The organism is Roseovarius sp. A46 (assembly GCF_004126395.1).
Lineage (GTDB): Bacteria > Pseudomonadota > Alphaproteobacteria > Rhodobacterales > Rhodobacteraceae > Roseovarius > Roseovarius nitratireducens.
This window is the reverse complement of record NZ_PVWS01000014.1, coordinates 12,095-31,379: the sequence shown is the minus strand read 5'-3', so window position 1 is coordinate 31,379 and position 19,285 is coordinate 12,095. Positions and strand designations below refer to the sequence as shown.

Annotated in this window: 18 protein-coding genes; 8 read left to right on the top strand and 10 right to left on the bottom strand. The window is 66.2% G+C overall.

Annotated features, from left to right (window positions below; all coding sequences use genetic code 11):
• Nucleotides 1–2 precede the first annotated feature (2 nt).
• From C6W92_RS09135 to C6W92_RS09100, 8 genes are all read right to left on the bottom strand, one after another.
• Nucleotides 3–1,214 (bottom strand): acetyl-CoA C-acetyltransferase, encoded by a 1,212-nt coding sequence (locus C6W92_RS09135; RefSeq protein ID WP_129432679.1) that lies wholly within the window; start codon nt 1,212–1,214, stop codon nt 3–5.
• 14 nt (nt 1,215–1,228) lie between these two features.
• A complete protein-coding gene (locus tag C6W92_RS09130) occupies nt 1,229–1,864 on the bottom strand; it encodes a glutathione S-transferase (protein ID WP_129432678.1) in 636 nt (211 codons plus the stop codon).
• Between the two features lie 268 nt (nt 1,865–2,132).
• Nucleotides 2,133–3,266 carry an acyl-CoA dehydrogenase family protein gene (locus C6W92_RS09125; RefSeq protein WP_129432677.1) on the bottom strand — a complete coding sequence of 378 codons (1,134 nt, stop codon included), beginning with the start codon at nt 3,264–3,266 and terminating at the stop codon, nt 2,133–2,135.
• 23 nt (nt 3,267–3,289) lie between these two features.
• Entirely contained in the window at nt 3,290–3,502 is a 213-nt protein-coding gene (locus C6W92_RS09120; RefSeq protein WP_104019774.1) for a hypothetical protein, read from the bottom strand.
• A 43-nt stretch (nt 3,503–3,545) separates the two neighbouring features.
• Nucleotides 3,546–5,324, bottom strand: coding sequence for an acyl-CoA dehydrogenase C-terminal domain-containing protein (locus tag C6W92_RS09115; RefSeq protein ID WP_129432676.1), 1,779 nt, complete (start codon nt 5,322–5,324; stop codon nt 3,546–3,548).
• A gap of 38 nt (nt 5,325–5,362) precedes the next feature.
• Complete coding sequence (locus C6W92_RS09110; RefSeq protein WP_129432675.1) at nt 5,363–5,764, bottom strand: MerR family DNA-binding transcriptional regulator; 402 nt, start codon at nt 5,762–5,764, stop codon at nt 5,363–5,365.
• Between the two features lie 160 nt (nt 5,765–5,924).
• Nucleotides 5,925–6,293 (bottom strand): MerR family DNA-binding transcriptional regulator, encoded by a 369-nt coding sequence (locus tag C6W92_RS09105; protein ID WP_129432674.1) that lies wholly within the window; start codon nt 6,291–6,293, stop codon nt 5,925–5,927.
• Nucleotides 6,294–6,356: 63 nt separating this feature from the next.
• The gene (locus C6W92_RS09100) at nt 6,357–7,502 is read right to left on the bottom strand and encodes a putative manganese transporter (RefSeq protein ID WP_129432673.1); all 1,146 of its coding nucleotides are present in this window, start codon (nt 7,500–7,502) and stop codon (nt 6,357–6,359) included.
• A gap of 123 nt (nt 7,503–7,625) precedes the next feature.
• Here C6W92_RS09100 and C6W92_RS09095 point away from each other — a divergent pair, with 123 nt between their 5' ends.
• The 3 genes from C6W92_RS09095 to C6W92_RS09085 are packed head-to-tail and all read left to right on the top strand — an operon-like array spanning nt 7,626 to nt 9,905.
• Nucleotides 7,626–8,042, top strand: coding sequence for a PaaI family thioesterase (locus C6W92_RS09095; RefSeq protein ID WP_129432672.1), 417 nt, complete (start codon nt 7,626–7,628; stop codon nt 8,040–8,042).
• Nucleotides 8,042–8,551 (top strand): PaaI family thioesterase, encoded by a 510-nt coding sequence (locus tag C6W92_RS09090; protein WP_129432671.1) that lies wholly within the window; start codon nt 8,042–8,044, stop codon nt 8,549–8,551. Before C6W92_RS09095 ends, C6W92_RS09090 begins: the two co-directional genes overlap by 1 nt.
• On the top strand, nt 8,544–9,905 hold the full coding sequence (locus C6W92_RS09085; protein WP_129432670.1) for an MATE family efflux transporter: 1,362 nt from the start codon (nt 8,544–8,546) through the stop codon (nt 9,903–9,905). The genes C6W92_RS09090 and C6W92_RS09085 overlap by 8 nt, the downstream gene beginning before the upstream one ends.
• A 71-nt stretch (nt 9,906–9,976) precedes the next feature.
• On the opposite strand, the gene xseA is transcribed toward C6W92_RS09085, so the two are convergent.
• Complete coding sequence (xseA, locus tag C6W92_RS09080; RefSeq protein ID WP_129432735.1) at nt 9,977–11,464, bottom strand: exodeoxyribonuclease VII large subunit; 1,488 nt, start codon at nt 11,462–11,464, stop codon at nt 9,977–9,979.
• An 86-nt stretch (nt 11,465–11,550) separates the two neighbouring features.
• Between xseA and purD the strand changes: the two genes are divergently transcribed.
• Together purD and C6W92_RS09070 are read left to right on the top strand one after the other, a co-directional pair.
• A complete protein-coding gene (gene purD, locus C6W92_RS09075; protein WP_129432669.1) occupies nt 11,551–12,813 on the top strand; it encodes a phosphoribosylamine--glycine ligase in 1,263 nt (420 codons plus the stop codon).
• 156 nt (nt 12,814–12,969) lie between these two features.
• Nucleotides 12,970–13,149: a hypothetical protein gene (locus C6W92_RS09070; protein WP_129432668.1), complete on the top strand. Its 180-nt coding sequence runs from the start codon at nt 12,970–12,972 to the stop codon at nt 13,147–13,149.
• Nucleotides 13,150–13,221: 72 nt separating this feature from the next.
• Here C6W92_RS09070 and gabT read toward each other — a convergent pair whose 3' ends face one another.
• Nucleotides 13,222–14,676 carry a 4-aminobutyrate--2-oxoglutarate transaminase gene (gabT, locus tag C6W92_RS09065; RefSeq protein WP_129432667.1) on the bottom strand — a complete coding sequence of 485 codons (1,455 nt, stop codon included), beginning with the start codon at nt 14,674–14,676 and terminating at the stop codon, nt 13,222–13,224.
• A 222-nt stretch (nt 14,677–14,898) separates the two neighbouring features.
• Here gabT and C6W92_RS09060 point away from each other — a divergent pair, with 222 nt between their 5' ends.
• The 3 genes from C6W92_RS09060 to C6W92_RS09050 are packed head-to-tail and all read left to right on the top strand — an operon-like array spanning nt 14,899 to nt 19,278.
• Nucleotides 14,899–15,474, top strand: coding sequence for a cupin domain-containing protein (locus C6W92_RS09060; RefSeq protein WP_206735519.1), 576 nt, complete (start codon nt 14,899–14,901; stop codon nt 15,472–15,474).
• Nucleotides 15,475–15,519: 45 nt separating this feature from the next.
• The gene (locus C6W92_RS09055) at nt 15,520–16,488 is read left to right on the top strand and encodes a carbon-nitrogen hydrolase family protein (protein WP_129432666.1); all 969 of its coding nucleotides are present in this window, start codon (nt 15,520–15,522) and stop codon (nt 16,486–16,488) included.
• A gap of 48 nt (nt 16,489–16,536) precedes the next feature.
• A complete protein-coding gene (locus C6W92_RS09050) occupies nt 16,537–19,278 on the top strand; it encodes an aminotransferase class I/II-fold pyridoxal phosphate-dependent enzyme (RefSeq protein ID WP_129432665.1) in 2,742 nt (913 codons plus the stop codon).
• The last annotated feature ends 7 nt before the right edge of the window (nt 19,279–19,285 follow it).

Below are 19,285 nucleotides of genomic sequence, written 5' to 3'. Positions count from 1 at the left end.
CCTTACACGCGCTCGATGATCGTGGCGGCACCCATGCCCGACGCGACGCAGAGCGTGGCGAGCCCGGTGCCCTTGCCGCTGCGCTCCAGCTCATCCAGAAGCGTGCCGATGATGATCGCGCCGGTGGCGCCGAGCGGGTGGCCCATGGCGATGGCCCCGCCGTTGACGTTGACGCGAGAATGATCGACGTCGAAGGCCTGCATGAAGCGCAAGACCACCGAGGAGAACGCCTCGTTGACCTCGAACAGGTCGATATCCGAGATTGCCATGCCGCTATCTTTCAGCGCCTTTTCGGTGGCGGGCACCGGGCCGGTCAGCATGATCGTCGGATCGGTGCCGATCTTGGTGGTCTGGCGGATGCGGGCGCGGGGGGTGAGGCCCCATTTCTCGCCGAATGCCTTGCTGCCCACGAGCACACCTGCCGAGCCATCGACGATGCCGGACGAGTTCCCGGCGTGGTGGATGTGGTTGATCGCCTCGAGATGGGGGTATTTCAGCTTGGCCACGGCATCGAAGCCCGGCATCACCTCGCCCATCTCCTTGAAGCTGGGCTTGAGCCCGCCGAGCGACTGCATGTCGGTGCCCGGGCGCATGTGCTCGTCATGGTCGAGGATCGACAGGCCGTTCTGGTCCCTGATCTCGATGATCGACCGGTCGAAGCGCCGGTCGTCCCACGCCTCGGCAGCACGGCGTTGCGATTCCACGGCGAGCGCGTCGGCATCGTCGCGCGAGAAGCCGTATTCGGTGGCGATGATGTCGGCCGAGATGCCCTGCGGCACGAAATAGGTCTTCATGGCGATGCTCGGATCGACGGCGATAGCCGCCCCATCGCTGCCCATGGCGACCCGGCCCATCATCTCGACCCCGCCCGCTATGTAGCCGTCACCGGCGCCTGCGCGCACCTGGTTGGCGGCGAGGTTCACGGCCTCCATGCCGCTCGCACAGAAGCGGTTGATCGACAGGCCAGGGATGCGCTCATCCAATTCGGAGGCCAGCACGGCGGTGCGCGCAAGACAGCCGCCCTGCTCCATAACCTGCGTGGCATTGCCCCAGATCACGTCCTCGACGGCGTGGCCGTCGAAGCCATTGCGCTCCTTCAGCGCGTTGAGCACATGCGCCGAGAGGCGGGCGCTCGTCACCTCGTGCAGGGCGCCATCCTTGCGCCCCTTGCCGCGGGGTGAGCGCACGGCATCGTAGATATAGGCGTCTGTCATCTCCGTCTCCTTTGTCAGGCGCGGTCAGCGGGGCTGCCGGGCATCAGGTCATAGGGGTGTTTCCAACCCGGCAGGCCCTCTATATTCGAGAGCCACCGGTCGATTTCGGGCCAGTCCTCGCGAACAAAGCCGAAAGGTTCCGGGTAGAAGAGGTAGCCGCAGCAGCTCAGATCGGCATTGGTGGGTGCCGCGCCCACGATCCAGTCGCGGCCACTCAGGTGCGCGTCGAGGGCGCTATAGGCTGCCTTGAGCCGGCCCTGCATGAAGCCGATCACCTCTTGGGGGCGTTTCTCCTCGGGCAGGAAGTTCATGAGAAACCGCGTCATCCCTGCCTGCGAGCTAAGCTTGTGATTGTCCCAGAACATCCAGCGCATCACCTCGCGCGCCTCCTGCGGCGTCGCGCCGCCGAATTTTCCAGTCTTTTCCGTTATGTACATCTGTATGACACCCGATTGCGTCAAGGTGGTGTCCCCGTCCACCAGCACCGGCACCTCGCCCATTACGTTGATTTCACGGAAATCCTCGCCGCGCGTCTCGCCGCCAAAGAAATTGACGAAGACCGGTTCCCAGTTGAGGCCGGAAAGCTCCAGCGCCAGCGCCGCCTTGTAGGCGTTGCCGCTCTCGCCGAAGCAGTGGAGTTTGATGGTCATGGCGTGGCTCCCTGTGGGGGTGTTGGACTTGGATATTTTTCGCAAGATGAAGTTTGGAGTTGTTCATCATTGATTAGCGTTGATGCGGTTTGATGGTCTCGCGTTACAGGCTGGGAAGCCGATGGACGTGCAAGGTGAAGCCCTGTCGTCGCGCCTGATGCCAAATGGCCCGCGCGCGCGGCAGGGTGGACCTTCGCTCCTTCATCTTGCCCCAAATATCCCCGCCGGAGGCATCCGCTCTCGGCCATATGCGCCACGGCCCCGATCATCACAGCGCCCTCGCGATCAGCTCTTTCATGATCTCGTTGGTACCGCCATAGATACGCTGCACGCGGGCATCGGCCCACATCTCGGCAATGTCGTATTCCTGCATATAGCCATAGCCGCCATGCAGTTGCAGGCATTCGTCCAGCACCTCGCCCTGCGCATCCGTCAGCCAGTATTTCGCCATCGCGGCCTTTTCGACGCTCAGTTCTCCGCGCATGTGCTCAGTGATGCATTCATCCATGAAAGCACGGCAGACGGCGGTTTTCGTCTGGCATTCGGCCAGCTTGAAGCGGGTGTTCTGAAATTGCAGGATTGGGCCGCCGAACGCCTGACGCTCCTTGCAGTATGAAATCGTGCGCTCGACCGCGCCTTCCATTGCACCCTGCGCGCCGCAAGCGATGATGAGGCGCTCCTGCGGCAGTTGCTCCATCATCTGGTAAAAGCCGCGTCCCTCTTCCTGCCCAAGGATGTTCTCGGGCGGTATTTCGACGTTGTCGAAGAACAGCTCGGACGTGTCGCCCGCGTGCAGCCCCACCTTTTCGAGGTTGCGCCCGCGCGCGAAACCTGTCGCGCCGTCGGTCTCGACCACGATAAGCGAGATGCCCTTTGCGCCCTCCTTCGGGTCGGTCTTGGCCGCGACGATGATGAGGTTGGCGTGCTGCCCGTTGGTGATGAAGGTCTTTTGCCCCGAGAGGCGGTAAGCGTTGCCGTCGCGCACGGCGCGGGTCTTGATCCCCTGCACGTCCGATCCGGCGGCGGGCTCGGTCATGGCGAGCGCGCCGACCATCTCTCCCGAGACCATTTTCGGCAGCCATTTCCGTTTCTGCTCCTCGGAGCCGTAGGCAAGGATGTAATGCGCGACGATGCCGGAATGGATCGGGTTGCCCCAACTTGCGAGGTTGGCGCGGCTCTGCTCGATGCAGATCACAGCCTCGTGCCCGAAATCGCCGCCCGCGCCGCCGTATTCCTCGGGGATGGAGGGGCAGAGCAAGCCCAGCTCGCCCGCCTGTTGCCAGGTCTCTCGGTCCATGATGCCCGCCTTGCGCCAGCGCTCGAAATGCGGGCGCCATTCATCGTTGATGAATTTCGCCGTCATCTCGGTGAGCATGTGATGCTCGTCCGTCATCCATGTCATCGCCGGACCTCCCTTTCCCTCGCTCAGCGTTTGCGCGCCTCAAGCTCCGAATTGAATATGCGCAGCCGGTGCGCGAACGTGTCCTCGTCGATCACGCTGTCGAAATTCTCGAAGAGGAAGGACAGCGCTTCGCCCTCGTCCAACCCCGCCTCGGCCGCGAATTTTCGTAACCGGCGATAGCCGTCCTCGGTCATCGCCGCGTTGAAGCGGCGGGTGAGGCGAAAGCGTTTCGGCATCTGTTCCTCCTCCCTGCAGGGCGGGTGCCACCCCACCCCGTTATCAGAACGCCTCGGCGTCAAGCTCCATCACCGGCTCCGCACCGCTCTCGATGCGCGCCAGGTGCAGCGCGGTCGCGGGCAGGCGGCGCTTCATGTAGAAGCGGCCCGTGGCCAGCTTGGTGCGGTAGAACGCCTCGTCGGACGTACCAGCATCCAGTGCCGCATGCGCCGCCTTGGCCATACGCGCCCACATCAGCCCGAGGCAGACATGGCCAAAGAGATGCATGAAATCATATGATCCGGACAGCGCCGCGTTGGGGTTCTTCACGCCGTTCTGCATGAAGAACATCGCCGAAGCCTGAAGGTCCTTGGACGCGGCCTTGAGCGGGTCGAGGAACTCCTTTTTCAGCGCCTCGTCGCCCTCGTTCTCCTTGAGGAAACTCTTGACCATGTCAAAGAAGGCCATGACGTGCTTGCCGCTATCGGAGGTCAGCTTGCGCCCGACCAAGTCGAGCGCCTGCACGCCATTGGCCCCCTCGTAGATCATCGCGATGCGGGCGTCGCGGGTGAATTGCGACATGCCCCATTCCTCGATATAGCCGTGCCCGCCATAGACCTGCTGTGCCAGCACGGTCATGTCGTAGCCCTCGTCGGTCAGAAACCCTTTGATGACGGGGGTCATCAGAGAAATGAGCCCCTCGGCGGCCTCGTCCTCGCCGCGATGCGAGCGGTCGATGAGTTCCGCGCCCCAGAGCATAAAGGCGCGCGCGCCCTCGATGAAGCTCTTCTGGTCCATCAGCGAACGGCGAATATCGGGGTGTACGATCAGCGGGTCGGCGGGCCCCTCGGGGTTTTCCGTGCCGGTCACCGCGCGACCCTGAAGCCGGTCCTTGGCATAGGCGAGCGCGTTCTGGTAGGCGACCTCTGCCTGCGCGAGCCCCTGCATGCCGACACCGATCCGGGCCTCGTTCATCATGGTGAACATGGCGCGCATGCCCTTGTGTTTCTCGCCCAGCAAGTAGCCCGTCGCGCCGTCATAGTTCATCACGCAGGTGGAATTGCCGTGAATCCCCATCTTTTCCTCGATCTTGCCGCAGGAGACACCGTTGCGGTCGCCGAGGCTGCCATCCTCGTTCACGAGGAACTTGGGCACGATGAAGAGCGACACGCCCTTGATCCCCTCGGGCCCGCCGGGGATCTTGGCCAGCACCAGGTGGATGATGTTGTCGGCCATGTCATGCTCGCCCGACGAGATGAATATCTTCTGACCCGTCACCTTGTAGCTGCCATCTTCCTGCGGTTCGGCCTTGGTGCGCATCATGCCCAGATCGGTGCCGCAATGCGGCTCGGTCAGGTTCATCGTGCCGGTCCAGTCGCAACTGGCCATTTTCGGCAGGTAGGTGGTCTTTTGTTGGTCCGAGCCATGCGCGAGGATCGCCGAGGCCGCGCCGTGGGTGAGGCCGTGATACATGGTGAAGGCCTGGTTGGCGGCCGAAAACATCTCGCCCACCGCCGTTCCGAGGATATAGGGCATGTTCTGCCCGCCATATTCCTCGGGCAGGTCGAGCGCGGGCCAGCCACCCTCGCGCACCTGGTCGAAGGCCGCCTTGAAGCCCTTGGGCGTCCGCACCACGCCGTTTTCCAGCACGCATCCCTCGGCATCACCGACCGGGTTTAGCGGCGCGAGCACCTCGGAGGAAATCTTGCCCGCCTCTTCCAGCACCGCGCTGGTGAAGTCGGGCTCAAGCTCGGCATAACCCGGAATGTCCTGCTGCGACACGTTCAGCACGTCATGCAGGATGAATTGCATGTCGCGGGTGGGTGCGGTGTAGCTTGGCATCTGGTTGTCTCTCCCAAGAAGTAATGGCCGGGCCGGTGTCACTCGGCGGCGTCGCGGTTGTCCTTTAGCGAGGCAAGCATCCGCTCGCCCCATGTCATCTGTTCGCGCAGCTCGGCGATTGCGGTGTCGAGCTCGGCGCGCTGGCGTTCCATGTCGGCAAGCCGCTCGCGCGCGACCTCGTAGGCGGCGGCGATCTGCGTGTATTGCTGATCGCCCCGGTCGTAGAGATCGAGCAACTGGCGCATATCCTCGAGGCTGAAGCCAAAGCGCTTGCCCCGCAGGATGAGCTTGAGCCGGGCACGGTCGCGCCGGGTAAAGAACCGCCGCTGGCCCTGCCGGACAGGCGACAGCAGCTCCTTGGATTCGTAGAATCGCAGGGTGCGTGGCGTTACGTCGAACGCATCGCACATCTGCCGGATTGTCATTACGTCATCGATCATGGCGGGGCCTCTTGCGCATCGTCCACCGACAATCTGCGCCTCCGGTCCCACCGTTACAACAGGCGTGCCGCTTTACGTAACTGATACGTCACGTCACTTTTTTTTGACGTAAGATTAAGCAAGGTCAATTTCGCAGCACGGCAATTTTCTTAGCCACGCATCACCCGAGGCTGGCCGCGGTCTCGTCGCGCAGCGCCGTGAGTTCGTCCATCGCCTCATCGATCTGGCGGCGCTGTTCCGCCAGCTCGGCAAGCTGGCGGTCGGCCAACTCGATCCACTGACGCATCTGGGGCTCAGTGCCTTCCTTTTCGTAGATGAGCAACCATTGCCGGATCTCCTCGAGCGCGAAGCCGAATTTCCGGCCGCGCAGGATCAGCGTCATGCGCGCGCATTCGCGCGGCCCATACCAGCGCGCGCGCCCCTCGCGCTCGGGCTGCAACAGCTCGATATACTCGTAATAGCGCAGGGTGCGCGGTGTCACGTCGAACTTCGCGCACATTTCCTTGAAGGACAGCCGCGTCTCCGCCATGTGCTCGCTCCCCCGTTCCAGGCCCCGAGCTTATGCCTGTCACGCGCGGCGTCAATGCCGTCGTCAGTTGAGAAAGCCCGGCGCGAGGAAGAAAAAGCCATAGGCTACGATAAGCGCCGGCACCGCGGAATAGGCCGTCGCCAGCACCGCCGCGCGCGGGTCGATCGCGATGGCCGGGAACAGCGCGTCTCCGTCGTTGGAGATGGCGTTGCCCATGAGCGCAGAGAACGGGATCAGCCCGTTGATGTAGAGCGTCGTCACCAACACCTGCGGCCCGCAACCGGGCACGAATCCGATGAGCACACCGATCAGCGGCAAGAGCGGCGCGACCGTGGCAAACATGGCCTCGAGGTCGAGCCCGCCAAAGGCGGCGAGGTATTCATAGGCCAGGTAGGCACCGATCACCCAGACCGAGATGAACGAGGTTTCCTCTGCCATGCGCGTGACCGGCGCGTCGCCGCTGTTGGTCATCGCTGTCAGCGACGAGGCGGCCCAAATGGCAAGGCCGACGGCGGTGCCGGTAAGCCCCACGGCCGCGACCATGCGGTCGCCGAAGACGGCACCGATCTCGGCCCCGGTGAGTTGCGTGACGCCCATGACCAGCCCCGGCACCGCGACCGCCAGGAACGCCAGATCGCGGCGCCGAAGCCGTCCGATGAGGGGGACGAGGTCGCCGGTTTCCGCGCGGCGCGCGGTGATCGGGGCGAGCCGCAGCCCATCGATGAGCCAGCCCGACACGATCCCCACTGCAAAGGATAGCGGCAGGACCACCGCGGCGACCTCGGGCCGCGTAGCGATCAGCAGGAAGGCCGCGTCGCCCATCGTCGCGGTCAGGGTCGCGACCACCGCGCCGAAAGTCACATGCCCGGAACTGTAGGCGGCAACCACGACGACCGCCCCACCGCAGCCCGGCGTCGCCCCCATCAGCGCGGCCAGCGGCACCTGCGCCCCGCGCGCCGTACTCAGCACCGTACCGATGTTGAACCGAAAGATCCGCTCGGACCCGTAGAACAGCAGCAGGGTCGCGGCGACGAAGGCCGAGACCTGCACATATGCGTCTACCATCATCTCGCGCGTGACCGTGCCGAACGCGCCCGGCATCAGCGCGAACGCCAGAAGCATCAGCGCCACGAGCAGCCGCCCCGGACGCAGCGGCTGTCCGAACCGGGGCGTGGTGGGGGCGTCGCAGGTGGTGCTGTCCATGCTCATCGCGGAGATCCTTTTGTTGCGAGTAATTATCAATTGCGGAATTAGGGGGTTGAAGCGGCCCCGTCAAGATCGAATAACGTGGCCCACGGTCCGATGCGGCCTGCACCACCGCGGAGAGGCGAGATGAGCGATACCAATCCGGTCCGCGACTTCATGGAGGCCCTGCCGCACGCGCGCGCGCTGGGCATGCGCCTGATCACGATGGGCCGGGGCACGGCGCGGATCGAGATGGATTACGACGCGCGCCTCGTCGGCGACCCGGAGACGGGGGTGATTCATGGCGGCGCGGTCTCGGCGCTGATGGACACCTGCTGTGGGGCGGCGGCGATGAGCCATCCCTCCTCGCCCGGCGGCACTGCCACCATTGATCTGCGCATCGACTACATGCGCCCTGCCGTGCCGGGGCAGGCGATCCGCGCCGAGGCGGAATGCTATCACGTCACCCGCTCCGTGGCCTTCGTGCGCGCCCGCGCGATGGATGACGACGCGGACCGCCCCGTGGCCACCGCCACAGGCACCTTTACCGTGGAGGGCGCGTGATGGCGCGGCCCCAACCCGAACCGGTGCAGGTGGTCAAGCAGCGCCGCGACGCCGCGCTCAAGGCGCTGGTGGACGGCGTGCCTTATATCCGCTTCCTCGGCGTCGAATTCGAACGGCGCGGGGACGAACTGACCGCGGTCATGCCGTTCGACGAAAAGCTCATCGGCAACCCGCTCCTGCCCGCCCTGCATGGCGGGGCGACGGCGGCGTTTCTCGAGATCACGGCAATCATCGGGCTGAGCTGGTCGATGCTGTGGGAAGAGATAGAGAGCGGCGCGGTCGACCCCGAGACGCTGGCCGGTGGCCGCCTGCCGCGCCTGCCCAAGACAATAGATTTCACCGTCGACTACCTGCGTTCGGGGCTGCCGCGCGATGCCTATGCGCGCGCGCAGGTCAACCGCTCGGGGCGGCGCTATGCCAGTGTCCGGGTAGAGGCATGGCAGGACAATCGTTCTCGCCCCATCGCGCAGGCGACGGGCCATTTCCTGATGCCGCGCCGCGATGACTGAGACCGCCTGCGCGGTCACCCATGCCCGCGTCCTGAAAATCGCCATTCCCATCGTGATCTCCAACGCCACGGTGCCTATCCTCGGCGCGGTGGATACCGGCGTGGTGGGGCAATTGGGCGAGGCGGCACCGATTGGGGCAGTTGGCCTCGGCGCCGTGATCCTGACCGCGATCTACTGGGTGTTCGGGTTTCTCAGGATGGGCACCACGGGCCTGACCAGCCAGGCGCGCGGCGCGGGACAGGTGGGCGAGGTGGCGGCGCTCTTGACGCGCGCACTGATGATCGGGCTGGCGGGGGGCGCCGCGGTGATCGCGCTGCAGAGGCCGCTCTTTGCGGCCGCGTTCCTCGTCGCGCCTGCGAGTGACGAGGTAGAGGGGCTGGCGCTCTCCTACATGGCAATCCGCGTCTGGTCGGCGCCTGCGATGATCGCGATCTTCGGCATGACCGGCTGGCTCATCGCACAGGAACGCACCCGCGCTGTGCTGGCCATTCAGGTGCTGATGAACGGCGTCAACGTGGGCCTCGATCTCTGGTTCGTGCTGGGGCTCGGCTGGGGAGTCGAGGGCGTGGCGCGCGCCACGGTGATCGCCGAATGGGGCGGGTTGGCGCTGGGCCTGTGGTTCTGCCGCGATGCCTTTGGCGTGCCCGCCTGGCGCGACTGGCCGCGGGTGTTCGATCCGGCGCGGCTGCGGGTGATGGCGGCGGTCAACGGCGATATCCTGCTGCGCTCGCTGATGTTGCAGGCGATCTTCGTGTCGTTCCTGTTTCTCGGCGCGGGGTTCGGCGACGCGACGTTGGCGGCCAACCAGGTGTTGATGCAGTTTCTCAACGTAACCGCGCATGCGCTCGACGGCTTTGCCTTCGCCGCCGAGGCCATCGTCGGGCAGGCCTATGGCGCGCGCAGCATCGCTGTGCTCAGGCGCGGGGCGGTGCTGGCGAGCCTGTGGGCGCTGGCGATCTGCGTCGGTATCGCGTCGGTATATGCGCTGTTTGGCGGCGCGGTGATCGACCTGATGACTACCGCGCCCGAGGTGCGCGCCGACGCCCGCGTGTTCCTGCCCTACGCGGTGGCCGCGCCGTTACTGGGGCTCGCGCCCTTCATGCTCGACGGGGTGTTCATCGGCGCGACACGCACCGGGGACATGCGCAACATGATGGCGCTAAGCCTCGCCCTCTATGCGCTGGCCGTGGCCGTTCTGGTGCCCGCCTTCGGCAATCACGGGCTATGGGCGGCGCTGCTTTTCAGCTTCGTGGCACGCGGGGTCACGCTTTGGCGGCGCTACCCGGCGCTGGAACGGGGGATGGGGCAGAACCGGACCGGTCGGACGGCGAATGGCTCGCCGCCACCTTCATAAGACCACCAGACCCATAGAGAGATGGGCGGGTCACGCTGAAGACACGCCTCCGGCATGCCCGATGCGGGCGGTCAGAACAGGCTCCCCTGCCCTTTCGGCGGCGCCTTGGGCTTGGACGGCTTGCGCGGCGCGGGCGCGTCGCCCACGTCCAGCTTGCCATCGGCGAACTCGATCTCCAGCGCCCGCGCCTCGGCCGCCGCGACCCGCGTCGTTACCAGCGCGCCGTCGCCGCGCACCACCGCGTAGCCGCGCGCCAGGGTCGCGCGATAGCCCAACGTCTCGCGCAGCCGGTCGAGCGCGCCAAGCCGGTCGCGGCGCGCGGCCACCTCGCGCCTGCCCGCTTCGGCGAGGCGCTGCGACAGCCGATCGAGATCGCGCCGTTTCTGCCCGGTCTCGCGCTCCAACGCGCCGGTGTTGAGCCGCGCCGCGGTGTTCGCCAGCCGCCGCCGCTCGCTCGCCACCGCGCGGCGCAGGAGGGACGGGCGCAGCGCCCCCGCCCCTTCGGACAGGCGCACCCGGCGCATCTGCACCGACGCGATGAGCGCCGCGGGCAGCCGCTCGCCCCAGGTATCGAGCCGCTGCCGCGCCCCCTCGATCAGCGTTTCGGGCCGGGGCAGCGCGCGCGCGAGGTCGCGCAGCCGCTGTTCGCGCAGCCCGACCGCCTGCCCCTGCGCATGCACAAGCCGCGCGCCCTGCCCCTCCAGCCAGGCCAGCAGGTCGCGCCGCACCGGCACGGCGAGTTCCGCCGCTGCCGTGGGCGTCGGCGCGCGCTTGTCGGAGGCGTAGTCGATGAGCGTGGTATCTGTCTCATGCCCGACGGCGGAAATCAGCGGGATCGCGCTCTCGGCTGCCGCGCGCACCACATCCTCGTCGTTGAAGCCCCACAGGTCCTCGACGGACCCGCCGCCGCGCGCCACGATGATGAGGTCGGGCCGGGGCAGCGCCCCGCCGGGCCCGAGCGCGTTGAAGCCGCGGATCGCGCGCGCCACCTCGGACGCGCAGCGTTCTCCCTGCACGGCGACGGGCCAGATCAGCACCTTGCGCGGGAACCGTTCGCGCAGGCGGTGCAGGATGTCGCGGATCACCGCGCCCGAGGGCGAAGTGACCACGCCGATGACGTCCGGCAGGTAGGGCAGCGCCCGCTTGCGCCCCGCGTCGAACAGCCCCTCGGCGGCGAGCGCTTTCTTGCGCTTCTCCAGCATCGCCATCAGCGCACCCGCGCCTGCGGGCACCATCTCCTCGATCACCATCTGGTAGCGCGACTGCCCGCCGAAGGTGGTCAGCCTCCCGGTCGCCACCACCTCCATCCCCTCCTCGGGCTGCACGCCGAGGCGCGCGGCCACCCCTTTCCAGATCACGCCCGACAGCACCGAACGGTCGTCCTTGAGATCGAGATAGATATGCCCCGAGCGTGGGCGCGCGATGCGGCCCAACTCGCCGCGCACGCGGACGCGGCTGAATTCGCCTTCGATCACCCGCTTGATCGCGCCCGATATCTCGGACACGGACAGTTCCGGCAGGTTGCCGCGCGGGCCGTCATCCTCGACGAGATCGGACATGGCCATCGCCTCTTTCTTGCGCATCTTGTGTCTGGCTGCGCCCCACCCTAGAACGCGGATCACGCGAGGCCAAGGAGGTGCGGGCGATGAACATCCTCATTCTGGGCGGCGGCGGGCGCGAGCACGCGCTGGCATGGGCGGCGCTGCAGAATCCCAAATGCGACCGGCTGATCGTCGCACCGGGCAATGCCGGGATCGCGCAGATCGCCGAATGCGCGGCGCTCGACATCCTCGACGGTGGCGCGGTCGCGGGGTTCTGCGAGTCAGAGGCGGTGGATTTCGTCATCGTCGGCCCCGAGGCACCGCTTGCGGCGGGCGTGGCCGACAGGCTGCGCGAGGCGGGGATCGCCGTCTTCGGCCCCTCGCAAGAGGCCGCCCGGCTCGAGGCGTCCAAGAGCTTTACCAAGGCGATATGCGACGCGGCGGGCGCGCCCACCGCCGCCTACGCCCATTTCACCGAGGCCGAACCCGCCCGCGCCTACGTGCGCGCACAGGGCGCGCCGATCGTGGTCAAGGCGGATGGCCTTGCCGCCGGCAAGGGCGTGATCGTGGCCGAAACGCAGGCAGAGGCGCTCGAGGCGGTGGATGAGATGTTCGGCGGCGCCTTTGGTGACGCCGGGGCCGAGGTGGTGATCGAGGAGTTCATGACCGGCGAGGAGGCGAGTTTCTTCGTGCTCTGCGACGGTGAGACGGCACTACCCATCGGCACCGCGCAGGACCACAAGCGCGTCGGCGAGGGCGACACCGGCCCCAACACCGGCGGCATGGGGGCCTATTCCCCCGCGCCGGTCATGACCGACGCGGTCACGCAGCGCGCATTGGACAAGATCGTGCGCCCGGTGCTGGCCGAGATGACCCGGCGCGGCACGCCCTATAGCGGCGTGTTGTTCGTGGGGCTGATGATCGAGGCGGGCGCGCCCCGGCTGGTGGAATTCAACGTCCGCTTCGGCGACCCGGAATGCCAGGCGCTGATGATGCGGCTCGGGGGGCAGGCGCTCGACCTGATGCAGGCCACCGCCGAGGGGCGGCTGGCGGATTGCACGGTCAACTGGGCCGAGGACCATGCCATGACGGTGGTGATGGCCGCGCGTGGATATCCGGGCGACTACGACAAGGGCAGCGTCATCGGGGGGCTGGAGGACTGCCCCGAGGACAGCTTTCACCAGGTGTTTCACGCCGGGACGGCGCGAGCGGGCGGGCAATTCGTGGCGAGCGGGGGTCGCGTGCTCGCGGCAACGGCGCGCGGGGCAAGCCTGCGCGAGGCGGCAGAGCGCACCTACGCGCTGGTGGACAGGATCAACTGGCCCGAGGGTTTCTGCCGCCGCGATATCGGCTGGCGGGCACTTTAACCCCGAGGCGCGGCCCCCGTGTCCAACCCCGTGCGATGGGATGGCGGGTTTGACTGGCCCCGAGAATTCCGCGCTCGCGCCACAATCGCGCGCGATTGTTGCCATGTCGGAGGGATATCGCTGGATCATCGAGAAACCGTATCAGGGACGGAAACGATGAGACTTGAGAGCACCAACGACCTCCACGCCTTTGTCATGGACGAACGCGCCAAGGCCGTGTCCGAGCGCGAATGGCGCCACCGGCTGCGCGGCTATGGCTATGCCATCCGGGACGATGCCGAGGGGGCCTATGTCACCTCGATCCTGCGCGGCGGCGCACTCTGCCGGCTGAACTGAGGCCCGCGCGGGGTGGAGAGACCGGGGGCGCTGCCCCCGGACCCCCCGAAGCATTTCGGCCAGGAAGAAGCCTCAGGCCACGTGGCCCTCGGCGGCGATGGCGTCGGCGAGCGCGGCTTCGAAGAGGTCGAGCCCTTCCTCGATCAGCGCGTCCGATGCGGTGAGCGGCACCATGATGCGAACCGCGTTGCCGTGCATGCCGCAGCCGAGCAGGATCAGCCCCCGCCCGAGCGCGTGGGAGATCACCGATTTCGCCAGCGCCGCGTCGGGCTGTGCCGTGTCGAAATCGGTCACGAACTCTACCGCGAGCATCGCGCCGAGGCCGCGGATGTCCCACATCCGGTAAGGTGCCGTGCGCGCACCGATTTCCGACAGGCGGGTGCGGAAGGTCTCGCCCATCGCGGTGGCGCGGGCAAGCAGGCCCTCGCCCTCGAGCGCGTCGATGGCGGCGAGCGCCGCGGCGCAGGCCACCGGGTTGCCACCATAGGTGCCGCCGAGCCCGCCGGGCGCGACCGAATCCATCACCTCGGCGCGGCCGATCACCCCGGCCAGCGGATACCCCCCTGCCATCGACTTGGCGACGGTGATGAGGTCCGGCACAACGCCGGAATGCTCGATGGCGAACCATGCCCCGGTGCGGCCAAACCCGGCCTGGATCTCGTCGGCGATGAGCAGGATGCCGTGGCGGTCGCAGATCGCACGCAGGGCGCGCAGCATCTCGAAGGGCACGGGGATGTAGCCACCCTCGCCCAGCACCGGCTCGATGATGATGGCGGCCACGCGGTCGGGCTGGGCGTCGGTGAGGAACAGCGTTTCGAGCGCGCGGAGCGCATCGTCCACGGTGACACGGGTGCGCGCGTCGGGCATCGGCGCGCGGAAGATGTCCGCCGGGAAGGGGCCTGCGTCCTTCTTGTAGGGGGTGACCTTGCCGGTCAGGCCGAGGGTGAGCAAGGTGCGGCCGTGATAGCTGCCGTTGAAGGCGATCACGCCGGGGCGGCCGGTGGCGGTGCGGGCGATCTTGACCGCGTTCTCCACCGCCTCTGCGCCGGTGGTGACGAGCAGCGTCTTCTTGGGCGCGTCGCCGGGGGCAAGCGCATTGAGCCGTTCGGCAAGCGCGACATAGGGCTCGTAGGGAACAACCTGGAAGGAGGTGTGGGTAAAGCGGTCCTCCTGCGCCTTGGCGGCGGCGATGACGGCGGGGTGACGGTGGCCGGTGTTGAGCACTGCGATACCGCCGGCGAAGTCGATGTAGCGGCGGCCCTCGACATCCCACAGCTCGGCATTCTCGGCACGGTCAGCAAAGATCGGTGCGGCAGAGGCGACGCCGCGGGCGACGGCGGCCTCGCGGCGGGCGAGCAGCGCGGCGTTGCTGGGCGTGGCGGGCGCGGTGGCGGGTGCTTCGGGCACCTTGGGCGCGGCGGGTGCCGGTGCAGCGGCGGATGCCTGCTTCGCGGCGGCGGGTGCGGCGGCGGGCTTGCGATTGGCCGGTTTGCGCTTGGGCTTCGGCTTGGCGGTCGTGGTCACCATGATCTGATCCGTTTCCTTGGGGCTGGGGCATGATGGGGTTATCATGCGGGCAAATGCGATTGATATTCTATTCATTATTTTAGAATATTGTCAATATTGCCTAGATGCGAGGCACACCTCGCCGCCCTTTTTAACTGTAATGCAATTGACATATTGTGTATTTCATCGAAACTACGTTCAGTAAATTGAACACATCGAACGCAACACACGGGCAGGCAGGCCATGACATTGGACATCGGAACCCGGCTCAGGGCCGTGCGCGAGGCACGGGGATTGTCGCAGCGCGAGCTTGCCAGCCGTGCGGGGCTGACCAACGGCACCATCTCGATGATCGAGCAGAACAAGACCAGCCCGTCGGTCGCGTCGCTCAAGAGCCTTCTGGATGCGCTGCCGATGCCGCTGTCGGATTTCTTTGCCGATGTCGAGGAGCGGTCGGCGCCGAAATATTTCTACGCGCCCGACGAGTTCACCGAACTGTCGCCACAGGAGGCGGGATTCGGCGACGGCGCGGCGCGAGTGTCGCTGCGCCAACTCGGCAATGCCAGCAGCCACACGATCCAGATGCTGCACGAGGTCTATCCGCCGGGCGCCGATACCGGGCCGGAGATGCTGCGCCACGCGGGCGAGGAGGCGGGCGTGGTGATCGCGGGCATCGTCGAGGTCACGGTGGCCGACCAGGTGCGGGTGCTCAACCCCGGCGACGGCTATCTCTTCGACAGCAATCTGCCCCACCGGTTCCGCAATATCGGCGCGGGCGATTGCGTGATCGTCAGCGCCTGCACGCCGCCGACTTTCTAGCTGAAATCCCTCGACAAAAGAAACAAAACGGAGCAGGCTACCCCCATGACACCTTTCGCGATCGCTGGCGTGCAGATGCATGTCGCAGCCTTGCACTCGAACGTGGACGCGATGCTCCACCGGCTCGACGTCCTGATGGCAAGGTTTCCCTGGACGCAGATGGTCGTTTTCAGCGAGCTGGCACCGTTCGGGCCGCTCGACCGCTTTGCACAGCCGTTTCCCAACGACACGCTGGCCACATTCCAGGAGGCAGCGCGGCGCCATGGCGTGTGGCTGTTGCCTGGCTCGATGTTCGAGAAGCGCGAGGACGGGCGCATCTTCAACACAGCGGTGGTGATCGACCCCGAGGGCGAGATCGTGGCGCGTTATTCCAAGATGTTTCCGTTCCGGCCCTACGAGGCGGGGATCGCGGCAGGCACCGAGTTCTGCGTGTTCGACGTGCCCGAGGTGGGCCGCTTCGGCGTATCGATCTGCTATGATATCTGGTTTCCCGAGACCACCCGGCAGCTTACCAGCCAGGGGGTGGAGGTGCTGCTCAACCCGGTGCTGACCGGCACCACCGACCGCGACGCCGAGTTGGCCATCGCGCGGGCCACGGCGGCGCAGTTCCAATGCTATGTCTTTGCCATCAACGGGCTGGCGGCTGGCGGTGTCGGGCGGTCGATCGTGGTCGACCCGTCGGCGATGGTGCTGCACCAGAGCCAGGGACAGGAGGATCTGTTCCCGGTGGAGGTCGATCTCGATCTCGTGCGCCGCCAGCGCGAGACCGGGCTGCGCGGGCTGGGCCAGGTGCTCAAAAGCTTTCGCGACCGCGAGGTCGATTTCCCTGTCTATGACCGCACGAGCGGCGCCGATGCCTATCTGCACACGCTGGGGCCGCTGAAAATCCCGACGCGAGGGGATACCGCGGGGCTGACGTCGCGCGACCCGCGGCAGGCGCTGGGGCATGCCGAGCCCTCTGGGGAGATCGCGGAGAATTTCTACGCGTTCAAGGGGATGACCGGCACTGACTGATCAATGACGACGGCACAAAGCCGCGGCGCAGCACGGGAGGGCAGCGCGATGAACACGCAGACGAAGGTATCCGCGCTTCCATCGGTGGCGGATTACTATAGCGCGGCGCAGTTGCGCGCCGACCGCTGGAGCGCGCTGCGCGAGGCGAGCGAGGCGCTCTGGCGGCAGGGAGCAGAGGGCGCGCGGGGCAAGGAGGCGCTGGCGCTGGTGCGCAACCTGCTTGATGCGCTGGGCCCCATCGAAAGCTATTTCGCTTTTCCCGGCGCGGCATCCTTCGAGCATCTGCGCAAGCTGCTCGAACAGCGCAGCCTCGAGGACCTGAGCCAGGCGATTCGGCGGGTGGCGCGCGCGCTTACCTCCGGTGCCTACCGCCGCCGCCACATCCCGCTGATCGCCGAGGACGGCGATGACGAGTTCGAGGACGAGACCACGCTCGCCCCCGAGGCGCGGGCGCTGGGGCGGCCCTATTTCGAAGTGCTGATCGTCGATCAGGTGAACGAGCATCAGGGTCGGTTCCTGCGGCAGAACCTGCAACGGATGCGCCGCGACGAGGATTCCTTCATCTACGAGACGGTGATCGTGCCGTCGATCGAGGACGCGCTGATCGCGATCCTGCTCAACCCCAATATCCAGGCAGTGATCGTGCGGCCGGGGCTTGCGCTCAAATCGGTGAACGCGCTCGACATCCTCAAGCGCTATCTCAACCGCGTGGGCGACGAGGACGTGGACGCGCTGCGCCCGTCAGATTACGGCCCCGAGACGTGCCGCCTCATCGCCAAGCTGCGGCCCGAGCTTGACGCCTATCTGGTCACCGACCGGTCCGCCGAGGATATCGCCGGGCTCGATCTGGGCCTGTGCCGACGGGTGTTCTACAATCAGGAAGATTTCCTGGAACTGCACCTCAACATCCTGCGCGGCGTCAACCGGCGCTACAAGACGCCGTTCTTTACCGCGCTCAAGGAGTATTCCAAGCAGCCCACCGGCGTGTTTCACGCCATGCCGATCAGCCGCGGCAAGTCGATCTCGCGGTCGCACTGGATCCAGGACATGGGAGCGTTCTACGGACCCAACATTTTCCTGGCCGAGACGTCGGCCACCTCGGGCGGGCTCGACAGCCTGCTGGAGCCACGCGGCCCGATCAAGGAGGCGCAGGAGGCGGCGGCGCGCGCGTTTGGCTCCAAACAGACCTTCTTTGCCACCAACGGCACCTCGACCTGCAACAAGATCGTGGTGCAGGCGCTGGTGCGGCCCGGCGACATCGTGCTGGTGGACCGCGATTGCCACAAATCGCACCATTACGGCATGGTGCTCGCGGGGGCGCATGTCGTCTACATGGAGAGCTATCCGCTGCACCAATACTCGATGTATGGCGCGGTGCCGATGTCCGAGATCAAGCGCAAGCTGCTGGAATTGCGCGCGGCGGGCAAGCTCGACAAGGTGCGGATGGTCTTGCTCACCAACTGCACCTTCGACGGGATTGTCTACAACGTACAGCAGGTGATGGAGGAATGCCTCGCCATCAAGCGCGACCTCGTGTTCCTGTGGGACGAGGCGTGGTTCGCCTTTGCCCGATTCGAGCCGACCTATCGGCAGCGCACGGCAATGCACGCGGCCGGGATTCTAAGGCAGTCGTTGCGCACGGAGGACCATGCGCAGGCCTATGCCGCGCAGCAAAAGACGCTGAAGGACGCGCCCGACGAGACCTGGCTGGAGACGCGGCTCGTTGCGCCGCCGGATGCGAGGGTGCGGGTCTATGCCACGCAATCCACGCACAAGACGCTGACCGCGCTGCGGCAGGGTTCGATGATCCATGTCAACGATCAGGGCTTCAAGGGCGAGGTCGAGGAAGCCTTTCACGAGGCCTACATGACCCATACCTCGACCAGCCCCAATTACCAGATCATCGCCTCGCTTGACGTCGGCCGCAGGCAAGTCGAGCTTGAAGGGTTCGACTTCGTGCAGCGGCAGGTGGAAAGCGCGATGGCGATCCGCCGGGCAGTGGCCGATCACCCGCTCTTGTCGAAATATTTCCGGGTGCTGGCGGCGGGCGACATGATCCCCGAAAAATACCGCGAGAGCGGCGTGACGAGCTATTACGACAGCCAGCAGGGGTGGACCGATATCTGGGAATGCTGGGCGAGCGACGAATTCGTGCTCGACCCCACGCGGGTGACGCTTCTGGTGGGAAACACGGGATGGGACGGCGACACGTTCAAGACCAAAATCCTGATGGACAAGTACGGCATCCAGATCAACAAGACCTCGCGCAACACCGTGCTGTTCATGACCAATATCGGCACGACCCGGTCCTCGGTGGCCTACCTCATCGAGGTGCTGGTGGAAATCGCCAAGGAGCTTGACGACCTGCTCGACGACGCCTCGAAGATGGAGCGCATCAGCTTTGACAAGCGGGTGGCGAACCTCGTGGAGAACGTGCCGCCACTGCCGGATTTCAGCGGCTTTCACGAGGCGTTCCGCCGCGACGGGGCGACACCCGAGGGCAATGTGCGCAGCGCCTTCTTTCTCGCCTATGACGAGGACAATTGCGATTATGTCGATCCCGACGACGCGCTGATGGCGCGGCTGGAGGCGGGCGAGGAACTGGTTTCGGCCTCGTTCATCATCCCCTATCCGCCCGGCTTTCCGATCCTCGTGCCCGGGCAGGTCATCAGCGCCGAGATCATGAAATTCATGCGCGCGCTCGATGTCAGCGAAATCCACGGCTTCCGGCCCGACCTGGGCCTGCGCATCTTTACCCCGAAGGCCCTCAAGGGCGTTCGCAAGACATGATCCACCA